We start from the raw sequence: 12,926 nt of genomic DNA, 5'->3' as shown, positions 1-12,926 counted from the left end.
CAAGTTCAGGTTGGAGATTGGGCTATTGCTGTTGGTAACCCCCTAGGGCTAGATAATACAGTGACTTTGGGAATTGTCAGCACCATAGGACGCTCCAGCGCTCAGGCAGGTATTCCCGACAAGCGACTAGACTTTATTCAAACCGATGCAGCTATTAATCCTGGAAACTCTGGTGGTCCGTTGTTGAATGCGACAGGGGAAGTAATTGGCATCAACACTGCTATTCGGGCGAATGCCATGGGAATTGGTTTTGCGATTCCCATCAACAAAGTCAAAGAGATTTCCAACAAACTAGCCCAAGGACAAAAAGTTGTCCATCCATATATCGGCGTTCGGATGACAACCCTAACCCCGGAACTAGCACAAGAGAACAACAATGACCCCAATTCTGTTTTCCTATTACCAGAAATCAATGGTGTCTTGGTAGTTCAAGTAATGCCGGATACACCAGCCGCTGATGCTGGTATGCGTCGTGGGGATATAATTGTTCAAATTGATGGAACACCTGTTACTAATGCTACACAACTACAGCGCCTTGTGGAAAATAGTGGAGTAAATAAGGTACTAGAGATAAAAGTAAGGCGCGGTAAGCAGATTACTAGCGTGTTTGTTCGCACCGATGCACTAAAAAATCCTACTTAGTTATTACGGGGCGTAATCTAGAAGTGGTCAAACCCGAGGGAAGGTATGCAAATCCTTAAGGGTCGGCCTTCCTCAGGAGTCAAACCTAGGTGCAGAAGCGATTACAGCACGGGACTAAGATAAAAGATACATTGTTAAATCCACCCGATCATCTAGCACAGGCAATCGCCAACACCCAGAAAAACATTGAGCTGCAACCAGATAATCCTCAAATTTATCTAGAATTGGGAGAGCTCTACTGCCAACAAGGTGAGTGGGTCGAATCAATTGCCTGTTACCTGAAAGCGATTAAGATTAAACCAGACTGCGAGGAATTTCACGAGCAGCTGTGGTACCTATTGTTGTCTGCTCAAATTTCATTACAGCGATTAGAAGAGATTGATCGCTGTGCCCGTCAAGTGATACAAGCAGCCACCATGTATCAGCCATCCCTAGCGCTAGAGTCAGATGTGTTATCAGCGCAACCCCACGAGGCGCTGACAAAACAAAAAGGACTTGCTGAAGCGATCGCCCATTACAACTATGCCATAAATAGGGGCATTGAATCAAAAAAGACAGGGACAATCGCGGACATGGTAGTTGCTTTGGCTGAGAAATTAAAACCAATACATTGGCAATTGCGCCAAGACTTCCAGTTCCTTGATTCCCTCCTTAGACAGCATCATATCCCTTACTGGGCTATTTCAGGGACATTAATCGGTGCTCTGCGACACGAAGGAGTCATTCCCTGGGATGATGACATTGATATTGAAATGACAGAGGGAGATTTCCATAAATTATTTACTTTAGAAACTCTCCTCAATGATCATGGTTTCTACTTTAGAAAGATCGAAAAAAATCTTTACAAAATAAGTGACGGGATTGACATCTATATCTATGACCAAAGGAGATTGCCCTCTGAAGGGGGACATCCTCAGTATCCAGATATCGATGAGATCTTTCCTTTGCGAGAGTTTCAATTCTACGATTTTAAGATTTATGGACCCAACCAGGCCGAGACGTATCTCAAAAGAGGATACGGGCAAGACGTTTTAAAGGTTTGCAGGATTTGGAATCATCGTTTGAATGTCGCCCTAGGACCTGATCACGATCCGAAGCTATATTCATTGAGCACAAAAAAAGTTAAAATTATTTTAAATTTAGCTTAAAGGCTAGTTAAACGTCGTTAGATAAGGCTATTGAGCCTTTGCACTGGTTTCCCTAACTCCCCTGATTTCTTCCCCACCGTGGAAGGTCTGGGAGCTAGGTAGCCTTGTCATGTTTCTAAACACTGGTAGTCAAACGGCTAGTCAAGTAGTCTTGAAAGGCTATGAGCCGACAGCAGCATCAGGGTAGGAAGAGCTAATCCTGACTTAACGGTGTTTTGAGTGGCTCATGATCGATTGAGATCCTTAACAAAGATAAAAAGCAAGCTTATTTCCTAGACCACTTTGGTCAAACATTGTTGCAATTTTAGGATGCCAAATGAAAACAACAGCACAATTAAAAACGACAGAACCTAGAAAAGCAACGCAACTTAGAAAAACAACACAACCTAAAAAAACGACACAACTTAGAACACTGCTGAACTCTAAGCAGTTAGAGTTTCTGATAGAGGCTCATGATGGAATCAGCGCTAAGATTGCTGAAGAGGCAGGCTTTCAGGGCATTTGGGGCAGTGGACTCAGCATTTCTGCCCAGTTGGGTGTGCGTGATAACAACGAAGCAAGTTGGACTCAAGTCTTGGAAGTGGTTGAGTTCATGTCCGATGCCACTTCTGTCCCAATTCTGCTGGATGGGGATACGGGCTACGGAAATTTTAACAATGTGCAACGCTTGGTCAAAAAATTAGAGCAGCGTGGTGTCGCTGGTGTCTGTATTGAGGACAAACTCTTCCCCAAGACCAATAGCTTTATTAAGGGCACAGCTCAGCCCCTGGCTGACATGGACGAGTTCTGCGGCAAAATCAAGGCCGGTAAAGATGCCCAAAGTGATGATGACTTTGTCCTAATTGCCCGAGTAGAAGCGTTTATTGCCGGTTGGGGGCTCTCACAAGCATTAAGGCGAGCCCAAGCCTATTACGATGCCGGTGCAGATGGCATTTTGATCCACAGTGCCTTGCGTGTGCCTGATGAAGTGTTGGCCTTCAAACGGGAGTGGGGCGATCGCGCACCGGTGGTAATTGTACCGACCAAGTACTACGCAACGCCGACTGAAGTCTTTAGGGATGCTGGCTTCTCCATCGCCATTTGGGCCAATCAACTACTCCGCGCTTCCGTAACGATGACCCAAAAGGTGGCTCAGCAGTTAATGGTAGAGCAGAACCTGCTGAATGTTGAAGACAAGATCGTTCCTGTCGCTGAGATCTTTCGGCTGCAAGGTGTCGCCGAACATGCAGAAGCGGAGCAGCGCTATTTACCCCAGAACGGGGGTGGGATTCGCACAGTTCTGCTAGCAGCTTCCCGTGGGATTGAATTGGGTCAATTCACTAAAGATAAACCCAAGTGCATGGTAAATCTGCAAGGTCAACCCCTGCTATCACGGATTGTGGAAGAGCACCACAGTGTTGGGATTCAAGACATCACGGTTGTGCGTGGCTACAAAAAGGAAGTTGTCAACTTACCTGGCCTCGATTTTGTAGATAACGACGACTATGACACCACAGGTGAACTCGTTTCCCTGAGTCGAGGCTTGCAGGAATTGCCCCAGGATGGACAGGATTGGATCATCGGCTACGGTGATGTTCTGTTCAAGAAGTACATTCTGCAAATGCTGTCAGGGGTTGATCATGACTTTGTGGTCATTATAGATTCGAGTCAGCACCGCCAAACCCAGCAAATCCGACCCGATTACGTTGCTTGTTCTCTACCTGACTCGACCCAAGCATTTTATCAACATGTTTATCTACAGCAAATCACCCCTGACCTGCCTGATCAGGAAATTTGTGGCATATGGACCGGATTGCTGAAAGTGTCCCAACAGGGGCAGCAGAAATTACGGGATACCCTTAATACTTTGCTCCAGTCCGAGCAGGTGCGGCAACAGGGACGAATGCCGACTCTGATTAATCGATTGATCAGCGATGGCCATCGGGTACATGTGCTTTATATCAAAGGGCATTGGCTCGATATCGATCAAGTCGAAGATCTGTTCAAGGCTGGAAGTTTCTAAATGATCAAATCCGAATACTTTATCCGAGCGGCTCAGGAAAAAGGGTTTGGGTTATACACAGGGGTGCCCTGCTCTTACCTCAAATCTTTTATTAACACCGTCATTGACTCTGATCATCTCCGCTATGTGGGGGCTACCAATGAAGGAGATGCCGTGGCGATCGCATCCGGTGCCGAATTGGCTGGAGTGCCCAGTGTGGTGATGTTTCAGAATTCGGGGTTTGGTAACGCTGTCAATCCCCTCACCTCTCTGAATCAAACCTTTAAGATTCCCATCTTGGTGATTGTGACCTGGCGAGGACAACCCGGTGGGGCACCGGATGAACCCCAGCACCAGCTGATGGGAGCCATTACTCCCCAATTGCTAGATCTAATCCAGGTGCCATGGGAACCTTTTCCCACGGAAATAGACCAGGTTGAGCCTACTCTAGACCGGGCGGTTGCCCATATGCAGCAGCATCAGACCCCCTATGCCCTAATAATGCAAAAGGGTTCCGTGGAATCTTGCCCCTTAAGCTCTCAATTAACCGTCAAGCCCCTGTTGAGCAGCCCTGCTGAAGCTCTCCCCCTTCCACAGGAGCCCTCCTTCACCCGTCGTGACATGCTGCAAGCCATCCAAGCTGCAACTGGGACTGAAGACATTCTGTTGGCCACTACGGGCTACACCGGTCGGGAATTGTATGCCATTCAGGACCAAGCCAATCAACTTTACATGGTTGGTTCCATGGGATGTATATCCAGTCTGGGCCTGGGCATAGCGCTGGCTCAGCCCCACCGTCGGGTGATTGTGGTCGATGGCGATGGTGCCGCTTTGATGCGCTTAGGAGCGTTAGCCACCGTTGGCTATGAACGTCCGCCCAACTTGCGGCATATTCTCCTAGACAATCAGCGCCATGAATCCACAGGGGGACAGTCCACCGTGTCGGCCTCCATTGATTTTGGTGCGATCGCAAAAGCCTGTGGTTACAAACAAGTTGCTGTAGCCACAACCCCTGAAGACGTGAAAGCTTTGACCCAAGACCGATCCGAGCAATTAATGTTCATTCACGCCAAGATTAAGCCTGGTATTCCTGACAAATTACCTCGGCCCCACGTTACCCCCCCAGAGGTTGCTCAACGTCTACGGCAGTTTATACAAGCCCGATAATCACACCTTGATTCGATCTGAATTCAGCCAAACTCTAAGCTCTAAGACCAACATGAACCGGACTATCTTACTCAACCCTGGCCCTGTTACCCTCAGCGATCGCGTGCGCCGTGCCTTACTCCAGCCAGACCTGTGCCATCGTGAACCTGAGTTTGCTGAGCTGACCCTAGATATCAAAGCGCGTTTAGCCAAGGTGTATCCCGCAGCCGCTGAGGACTATGAGGCTATTTTAGTTACCGGTTCCGGCACTTGTGCGGTAGAAGCAATGCTATCAACCCTTGTGCCTAAAGATGGCAAGGCTTTAGTGGTAACAAATGGGGTCTATGGTGAACGCATGGCAGCAATGATCAAGGCTCACGGTAAGTCCCTGGAGGTGGTCAAGGCTCCCTGGCACGAGCCAATGAACCTGAAGGAGGTTGAAACGTGCCTGAGCCAGGATTCAGCCATTACCCATGTGATTGCCGTTCATCACGAAACCACCACTGGACGGCTGAATGATGTGGCTCAGTTGGGTCAACTGTGTCAGCGCTACAATGTCGCACTGCTGCTTGATAGTGTCTCCAGTTTTGGTGCCGAGGCCATTGAGTTTGCCCCTTGGAATTTGGAAGCCTGTGCGGCAACGGCGAATAAATGCCTCCATGGTGTGCCTGGTCTATCGTTTGTGTTGGTAAAGCGATCCATTTTTGAGACTCGCCCTTCTGGCGCTGGAACCGTTTACTTAGATCTCTATCGCTATCAGCAAGACCAGGCAAAGGGCTATTCGCCCTTTACCCAAGCTGTACAGGTGGCCTATGGGCTCCAGGAGGCTCTCAAGGAAATGGAGGACATGGGGGGACTCTCGGCCAGACACAGCTCTTACACTCAGCGTGCTCAGCAGATTTTGCAAAGTCTGCAAAATCTCGGGGTCAAACCGCTCTTGGATGTGGAAGATTATAGCTGTGTCCTGACTTCTTTTAAATTGCCCCCAGGCTACAGCTATGAGCAAATCCATGACACGCTGAAAGAATCCGGTTTTGTGATTTATGCGGGGCAGGGGGGACTCAAAAACCAGATTTTCCGGATAGCTAATATGGGCGATATCCAACCGAGTGATCTAGACCGTCTGGTGGATTGTTTTCATGCTTTGTTTAAGAATTAACAGGGACTATTTAATTTTAATTAAATATCCTAAGTTTTGGTTCGAAAAACATCAGACAATAAAAACATCGAAAACTTTATAAAAATGCGTCAATAAGCAAGTAAATAATAAGTTAATATTTGAGGTTACCTTGCAACAGATGGAGTCAGAAGGCATTTTCAAACAAGCCTATCTTTCGCCACCACAACCCTATCTTCCCCATAATCAGGATTATGCAGAGAAGATCAAAGTTCTTTATTGTGCCTATCAGCTGTGAATTTGATGTCTCTGTGGGCTGTTGCCGAAGCTTGCGCCTTAGCTCATAGCACAGCAGATTCTAAAAGGTCGTTAATTCAGGTTCTTCTAGCAATTAAAAGATGGAGGCTCTCAACTCGGTTTCTTGTAGGCATAAACAAAGGTTGTTTGCCCCAATTTTTGGCGCAAACTTTCCCGTTGCTCAAGATAGTGAACGATGCTTCCATCCTTGTTCATATTTCCAACTCGCTCCAATGCTTGTTCTAATTCCGCTTGCCTCACCAAAGACCAAGTAGAATCACCATTGCGATAGGTTGGCTTGAGCGGGCCTTCTGGGTCAAGGTAATTGTCACCTTGCATCACAGCATGAATTGGGACAACAATGCCCCCAAAGCAAAAGCCAGCTTGATCCAATTTCTCAGTAATGGATGCTATTGGTGGCATACGTTTAGCGATTCTCGATACCGCGTCTGGAATCAGATCAGCCCACCAAAATCCATCATAAACCTGTGGATGACTGCTGGTATTACACACAAACACGCCTTGGGGACGCAGCACTCGATACGCTTGCTCAAACACCATGGCCAGTTCAGGAAAATTTTCCTGAGCTGCGTCCTCCGAACCCAAGTGATGGAGAACCTGGTTACACATTATCCCATCAAAGGTTTCATTCTCATAGGGAAGATCGAGAAGACTGCCTTGATCTAAGTGAATATTGGGGTGATTGCGGAACTTTTCTGTTGCTTGCGCCAACATTCCCCCATTGAATTCTAGACCCCACAGGCTATTGACTTTGCTCTTCAAGGCTTGGATATAGTTTCCAGTACCACACCCACCATCCAAGATCACCTGCTCTGGCAAAGGACGAGGGGTAGTCGCAAAGCAACCCAATAAAATTTCAACCCCGATTGGGATACGAGTGGTGTCGTAGCTTTTGGATGTATCCTGATAGTTTTCATATTCCTTAATCATGCCTTTGCTTTTACCATTCTCGGTGCCATAGATGATGTTCTATGTACTCAGACTACTAAATTAATGTATGCTTGTATACCATAGATATGGTTTTAAGAGATAGTTCAAGGCGTAAAATATTGCCGAACAACTGGTACAAAATCTGGAATCGCAGACATGTCGATGGGATAGAACAGCCAACTTTGCTCTCGTTGCTGGTTGCAAATGGCTATGATACCCAATTCTCAGGTGTCCAGGAATCAGCCTGGATGGCCTATGTGCAGCATATCGCGAACCAGCTCAACATCATCCCAAAGGATTCATTGTTGGAAGTCGGGTGCGGCGCGGGTACCTTTCTCTATCCGTTTTACGAACAAGGTAACCCAGTGACGGGGATTGATTACTCAGCAAACTTGGTGAAAATTGCCCTAGCTGCCATGCCCCAAGCCATAATCAGCGTGGGAGAGGCCATTGATCTGCCCAGGGAGTCTCACTTCGATGTTGTGGTGTCAGGGTCGGCTACGACAATAGCAAATATCGTTTCAATGTCTTGATTGATAAACACTAATGCAAGTAGAAACAGCCGTTATTCTATCTGCTGGTATGGGCACTAGACTGCAGGAAATAGGGCAATCGGCTCCTAAAGGGTTCCTCCAGTTGGGAGAGCAACCCATTATTGAGGAATCGATCGAGCGCCTGACTGCCTGCGGTATGCAGCGCATCATCATTGTCACTGGTCATTTATCCGACTTTTATGAGCGTCTGCAGCAACGTTTTCATGATCAGATATTGACGATTAATAACCCACACTATGCCGAATCAGGTAGCATGTATTCCCTCTATTGTGCCCGTGAGCTGATTGAGGGTGATTTTCTGTTGTTGGAATCAGATCTGATTTACGAACAGCGTGCTTTGACAGCAGTCTTGAACTTTCCTAAAGACAATGTGGTCTTGCTATCTGGCCAAACCAATGCTGGCGATGAAGTCTATGTGGAAACCTCAGGTGAGACAATCGTTGCGATGTCTAAAAATAAGGCTGAACTGGGGAGTCAAATTGCTGGTGAATTGGTCGGTATTTCCAAAATATCCCAGCCTTTGTTTCAAAGGATGTTGGCGCAAGCCAGCCTAAGATTTAAAACGAGCCTCAAGCTGGATTATGAAACTGATGGGCTGATAGCAGCAGCAAAATCCTATCCAGTTTACTATACGGTGATTAGGGATCTACTCTGGGCAGAAATTGATGACCGATACCAGTTTGCCAGAGCTAGAGAGCAAATCTATCCAGCAATTCTCCAGAAAGATGCTCACTTACGTAATGGGACTTATACAGATATCAAGCCCAAATAAAGCCCAAAGCAGCTTTGTAAGCGAAGAATAGGTCCCGATTTTAAGTCAGCCACTCCACAAAACGGAAAGACATCGCTGCTCCGTTACGCCTCTAATATCATGTCAAAGCAAGGGGGCAAGGGGTGCGGGAGTTGTCTGTTTCATTCCTCAAGTCTTAACGTGAAATGTCGGCCATAACTGTATTATACCTTTATTGACTCTCGATTTTGGTTTAAGTACCGTTACTTCATTTGGGGAAGAGTTCAAGGTTTCTGAGCAGATACAACTATGGCTGACATAGGCAGAAGCAGTCGATTATTTTGCCTATAGCTTGCAGTGTCCTGGTGAATTGCTGCCCGTATATTGTCAAGGGATTTACTAGTTTGAGCGCGCAGTATCCCACCTGTTCTGGCGGTGCCTTTATAAAAAGCATCAAAAAGTTCATCGGCACTGCTAAGTTCCCAGAGTAGGGGAATTTCCTGCACAGAAGGATTCTTAAATCCTAAATTTTGCAAACACTTGAAGCAATAATCCTGTTCACTAAACAGAAAAAATGGCGGCCCTTCTGGAAGAGTAATATCTGTATTTTTATAGGTCTCAATCGCCTTATTCATAATCTTCAACGCTATCGATTTTTCTGGCTTACTCCACACAGTAAACCCAAACCTGGCCTGGCTAGCAATTACCCGAAATGCTTCACCCAATGCTTTTTCTGGTTCAGCCAAATGCAAAATTCCAAAGTTCATTACGGCTGCTTGATATTGAGATTCGGGAAAGGGTAACGATTCCGCTTCACCCTGAAAAAATTCGATCGCGTAGCGTGACCGTAGGTCAATCTGGGGATTCAGTTGCCGTGCTTTGGCAACCATAGCGTCTGATAAATCTACCCCCGTTACCTTACATCCTCGCTTGTGGGCCTGGGCAGCCACATAGCCAGGACCAGTGGCAATATCAAGTAATTCCATATCCCTTGCGGCATTTACACTATCAAGCAAAGACTCGATAGTTTGGCTAGTTAGAGATGAAAAAGAGGAATGATATTGGTCTACTGACTGTTGCCATCCACAATATTCAAATTGTCTAAATTCCTTGGGATTATTGGTGGGTACTGTCATGTTGCGGTAATCTTTTTAGTAAGTCTAATGTCAATCCTAGTACTAAGGCTTGCTAGACATTGCCCACCCTATTGTTAGACAATCAGGCATTCCTGGGTAATCAAATCAGCTGCGCGGGTATCATCCGTGAAGTGAGCAACCCCTCTCTTGATTCTATCAGGGCTGTATCTCCAACTGACGATGAGAGTGCTATCGTGACCAGGCTCAAGGGTTTCTGGCACGTTTATGGAAATGCCGTCGGGAAAATCAAAGATTAATCGACCGTCTTTCGGCCAATGGGCAGGGTAATCTGGCAGGGGAATTTCATCAAATGTGCCTGATCGTAATACCAGGGTATCTATGGCCTTAATGCTCGGATAATCCCGATTACTTACCTCTGGTCTCTGATTAGACCAGGGAAATGGGACAACGTCAAGTTTCACTTCGCGAAACAAGGAAATCCCGGAGAGTACACATCGATTCTCTGACTCCTTGGAGCGATCGGGGAAATAGCCAATTACCACGCTGATACGACGGTTCCCTTGGAACAGGTAAATTTCGGTGAAGTTGGCCTGGTCTTTCCTAAGAGGTCTGCTCATTACACCAGAGGATTTAGATGAAAACATCGTGGTTGAACTCAGATCGATGGGGTGAGAGATACCTGGACCGCATTTCTCAATAATCCACGTATTTTCTTGGACTTCCGAGGGGTCGTCTTGGTTAATAAAACATAGATAATGCTCAAGTTGAGATGCATCTGCCAGAGGAGTAAATCTTCTTGTGGAATCAAGGACTTTATCAAGAATTCCGTTACCCTTATATCGAGAAAGAATTCCTTTCCAGGTGAATCCATGATCCTCAATAAAGCGATACCATTGTCGGAATAATTTTTCGTCTGACTGGTCAGTTGACTGGTTGTCCTGAATCTGATTATGATCATTCATGGTTCTTTACTTCCTCTAGTCCGACTTAACCTACTCTAAGTTAACAAAGAAAGCGATTGGCCGTAGGCCACGCTACGCGACCTTTGGTCACGCGGGGCGCGTTCGCTATACTCGCGCCTACAGGATGGGATAGCGATCGCTATCACCTAGTCAAATAACTGATGCGATCGCATTTAGCGTGACCTTTCGGGAAAAACCCGACGCTGCGCGAACGGTCAATTCCGTAGGGGCTCAATGCTTAGCATCGCATTTTTTATCAACCCCTTTCTTTCTATGCTCTATAGGCACTTTTTTTGGCAATTATCAAAATTAATATCATCAAATTAAGGGTAATTCCAGCTATTTTTTCTACCAATTATTAGCGTTCACACTTCCCATCTCCCCATCTCCCCATCTCCCCATCTCCCCACACCTCCCACACCCCCCACACCTCCCACACTCTCTACACTCCCCATCCCCCAAGACCCAAGACTTGATTAGTTTTCCGCAATTCTCAGCTCATCAATGTTCCATAACGGTCCCCCTAAGCCAGAAAATTTGATATTCTCGATGCGATCGCGTACTGCCTGAAAGTCTAGTGAATTGACCAGGAAAAACACGGGCAACTCCTCGGCAACGATTTCCTGGAATCGACCATAAATGGCTTTGCGTTTGCTCTGATCAAGTTCTTTTATCCCAGCATTGAACAGACGGTCAATCTCTTGCTCCCAGTCAGACACTTCCCACCCTTCCAGTGGTGGTTGTCCGGGTTGAGGACCTTGATTAAATTGATGAAACGATCCTCCGCTATACCAGAAAACAAATATACTGTGAGGCTCACTCACTCCTGCTCCAAAGGCACCCACATAACACTCCCAATCTCGAGTCGATAGGAGCTTTCTGAGCACAAGGTTAAAGCTGAGTACCTGCAAATCTGCTTCTATCCCAATTTGGCTCAAGTCTTGTTTAATCTGAACTGCTGCGTCTACTCGGGATTTATCGTCTGATTTCACCAGCAAAGTGAATTGTACCCGGTTGCCATCCCAATCCAGCAGCTGATTTTGGGAGTTATACCTGAAACCAGCCTCTAATAGTAATTGTTTTGCCTTCTGGGGTTGATAGTTGTAAACTTTTAACCCATCTTCTGGGGATAGGTAATAGGGACTTTGGACAGCAATGGGGGAATGTTGTACTTCACCCAGTCCCCGATAAATATTAGTTTTCATCTTTTCCCGGTCAATAGCATAGGCTACCGCTTGTCGAAAGGCCAAGGTATTGAACCAACGAGACTTGATTGGGTCTACGAAAGGTTTTCCCTGAGCATTGCGAGCTTTGTTGAGATTAAAACCGACAAACCTAATGCTAGGCATCGGTCCGCCATTGTAAATGGTGTATTTCCCCCGCTTTTCCTCTCGTTTGAGTAACCCAAACGCCTCGGGATTCACTCTGAGGCTATCCAACTCCCCAGAGCGAAATCTGAGTAACTGGTTATCAGAGGATGGGATAACTTGTAAGACAATCCGTTGAATGTAGGGTTGGGGATTTCCCTGAGCATCAGCACGCCAGTAATAAGGGTTGCGTTGTAGGATGACTCGCTCAGCAGGGGTATACTTTTGTAGTCGATACGGACCATTGCTAACAATGTCTTGGGGATTGGTGTTAGTGCCCCAAGTTGAAAGAAACTGGGGATTGCCATTACCATCAGTGGCTTGCACAGACTCTCGTAACGCATGAGCCGGTAGAATGGCTAGGGTTCCTGCGGATCTCACAAATGGCGCAAAGGGTTGTGGTAAGGTAAACTCAACTCGCTGCTGATCTAGTTTGCGCACCGATGGGTACTTACCAGTACTACCAATCTTGAGGAAATCTCGGGAAACTGTGGGAATCTTGGGATTCAGGTAAAGCTGCTGATAGGTAAAGATCACATCATCCACCGTCAGGGGTTCCCCATCAGACCACTTTAGCCCATCCCGCAGGGTGAAGGTGATCTGCTGTCGGTCTGAGGAAATGTCCCAAGATTCAGCTAGTGCTGGTTCCAACTCCCCTGTCATGCCATTCTCACTCAACAATCCTTCGTAGATGTAACCAAATACACCAAAGGGAGAGGTATTAACAATAGTGTTAAAGGTAGCTGGGTCACTAGGAGTAGCTAACACTAGTTGAGAGACCTGAGCTGCTTGAGTCTTAAACTGGTTCGGATGGCAACCTGTAAGGGTCAATAGACAAGATAGCACCAGCGCAACTGCTTGAAGAGGGAGGAGTGTGGGGAGTGTGGGGAGTGTGGGGAGTGTGGGGAGTGGGGGGAGTGTGGGGAGTGTGGGG

11 protein-coding genes are annotated in these 12,926 nt (G+C 46.7%); 7 read left to right on the top strand and 4 right to left on the bottom strand.

The annotated features are described in order from the left end of the window. From F6K51_RS32730 to F6K51_RS32710, 5 genes are all read left to right on the top strand, one after another. Window positions 1-642 (top strand): PDZ domain-containing protein (locus F6K51_RS32730; RefSeq protein WP_293028768.1); only part of this gene is annotated, 642 nt, incomplete at its 5' end. A gap of 131 nt (window positions 643-773) precedes the next feature. After that, window positions 774-1,790 (top strand): LicD family protein, encoded by a 1,017-nt coding sequence (locus F6K51_RS32725; protein ID WP_293028765.1) that lies wholly within the window; start codon window positions 774-776, stop codon window positions 1,788-1,790. Window positions 1,791-2,106: 316 nt separating this feature from the next. After that, the gene (aepX, locus tag F6K51_RS32720) at window positions 2,107-3,792 is read left to right on the top strand and encodes a phosphoenolpyruvate mutase (RefSeq protein ID WP_293028762.1); all 1,686 of its coding nucleotides are present in this window, start codon (window positions 2,107-2,109) and stop codon (window positions 3,790-3,792) included. Then, window positions 3,793-4,938 carry a phosphonopyruvate decarboxylase gene (aepY, locus tag F6K51_RS32715; RefSeq protein ID WP_293028759.1) on the top strand — a complete coding sequence of 382 codons (1,146 nt, stop codon included), beginning with the start codon at window positions 3,793-3,795 and terminating at the stop codon, window positions 4,936-4,938. 52 nt (window positions 4,939-4,990) lie between these two features. Continuing rightward, window positions 4,991-6,076, top strand: coding sequence for a 2-aminoethylphosphonate aminotransferase (locus F6K51_RS32710; protein ID WP_293028756.1), 1,086 nt, complete (start codon window positions 4,991-4,993; stop codon window positions 6,074-6,076). A gap of 366 nt (window positions 6,077-6,442) precedes the next feature. On the opposite strand, the gene F6K51_RS32705 is transcribed toward F6K51_RS32710, so the two are convergent. Next, complete coding sequence (locus F6K51_RS32705; protein ID WP_293028754.1) at window positions 6,443-7,282, bottom strand: class I SAM-dependent methyltransferase; 840 nt, start codon at window positions 7,280-7,282, stop codon at window positions 6,443-6,445. A 119-nt stretch (window positions 7,283-7,401) separates the two neighbouring features. On the opposite strand from F6K51_RS32705, the gene F6K51_RS32700 reads away from it, so the two are divergent. Both F6K51_RS32700 and F6K51_RS32695 read left to right on the top strand, forming a co-directional pair. Continuing rightward, window positions 7,402-7,815 carry a class I SAM-dependent methyltransferase gene (locus F6K51_RS32700; protein ID WP_293028752.1) on the top strand — a complete coding sequence of 138 codons (414 nt, stop codon included), beginning with the start codon at window positions 7,402-7,404 and terminating at the stop codon, window positions 7,813-7,815. A 13-nt stretch (window positions 7,816-7,828) separates the two neighbouring features. After that, complete coding sequence (locus tag F6K51_RS32695) at window positions 7,829-8,608, top strand: phosphocholine cytidylyltransferase family protein (protein ID WP_293028748.1); 780 nt, start codon at window positions 7,829-7,831, stop codon at window positions 8,606-8,608. A 242-nt stretch (window positions 8,609-8,850) separates the two neighbouring features. Here the strand turns inward: F6K51_RS32695 and F6K51_RS32690 are convergent, their stop codons facing one another. From F6K51_RS32690 to F6K51_RS32680, 3 genes are all read right to left on the bottom strand, one after another. Further along, window positions 8,851-9,702 carry a class I SAM-dependent methyltransferase gene (locus F6K51_RS32690; RefSeq protein WP_293028745.1) on the bottom strand — a complete coding sequence of 284 codons (852 nt, stop codon included), beginning with the start codon at window positions 9,700-9,702 and terminating at the stop codon, window positions 8,851-8,853. A 74-nt stretch (window positions 9,703-9,776) separates the two neighbouring features. Beyond that, complete coding sequence (locus tag F6K51_RS32685; protein ID WP_293028742.1) at window positions 9,777-10,625, bottom strand: DUF3598 family protein; 849 nt, start codon at window positions 10,623-10,625, stop codon at window positions 9,777-9,779. A gap of 476 nt (window positions 10,626-11,101) precedes the next feature. Next, on the bottom strand, window positions 11,102-12,838 hold the full coding sequence (locus F6K51_RS32680) for an ABC transporter substrate-binding protein (RefSeq protein WP_293100722.1): 1,737 nt from the start codon (window positions 12,836-12,838) through the stop codon (window positions 11,102-11,104). Window positions 12,839-12,926: the final 88 nt, after the last annotated feature.

It is taken from the genome of Moorena sp. SIO3I8 (assembly GCF_010692325.1).
Taxonomy (GTDB): domain Bacteria; phylum Cyanobacteriota; class Cyanobacteriia; order Cyanobacteriales; family Coleofasciculaceae; genus Moorena.
The sequence above is the reverse complement of the archived record's forward strand: the minus strand, read 5'-3'. Positions and strand labels throughout refer to the sequence as shown.

What these genes read in the sequence shown, in the direction of transcription:
- F6K51_RS32695 (WP_293028748.1), top strand. Translation starts at nt 7,829, where the DNA reads ATGCAAGTAGAAACAGCCGTTATTCTATCTGCTGGTATGGGCACTAGA.
- F6K51_RS32705 (WP_293028754.1), bottom strand. Translation starts at nt 7,282, where the DNA reads ATGATTAAGGAATATGAAAACTATCAGGATACATCCAAAAGCTACGAC.
- aepY (WP_293028759.1), top strand. Translation starts at nt 3,793, where the DNA reads ATGATCAAATCCGAATACTTTATCCGAGCGGCTCAGGAAAAAGGGTTT.
- F6K51_RS32710 (WP_293028756.1), top strand. Translation starts at nt 4,991, where the DNA reads ATGAACCGGACTATCTTACTCAACCCTGGCCCTGTTACCCTCAGCGAT.
- F6K51_RS32690 (WP_293028745.1), bottom strand. Translation starts at nt 9,702, where the DNA reads ATGACAGTACCCACCAATAATCCCAAGGAATTTAGACAATTTGAATAT.
- aepX (WP_293028762.1), top strand. Translation starts at nt 2,107, where the DNA reads ATGAAAACAACAGCACAATTAAAAACGACAGAACCTAGAAAAGCAACG.
- F6K51_RS32685 (WP_293028742.1), bottom strand. Translation starts at nt 10,625, where the DNA reads ATGAATGATCATAATCAGATTCAGGACAACCAGTCAACTGACCAGTCA.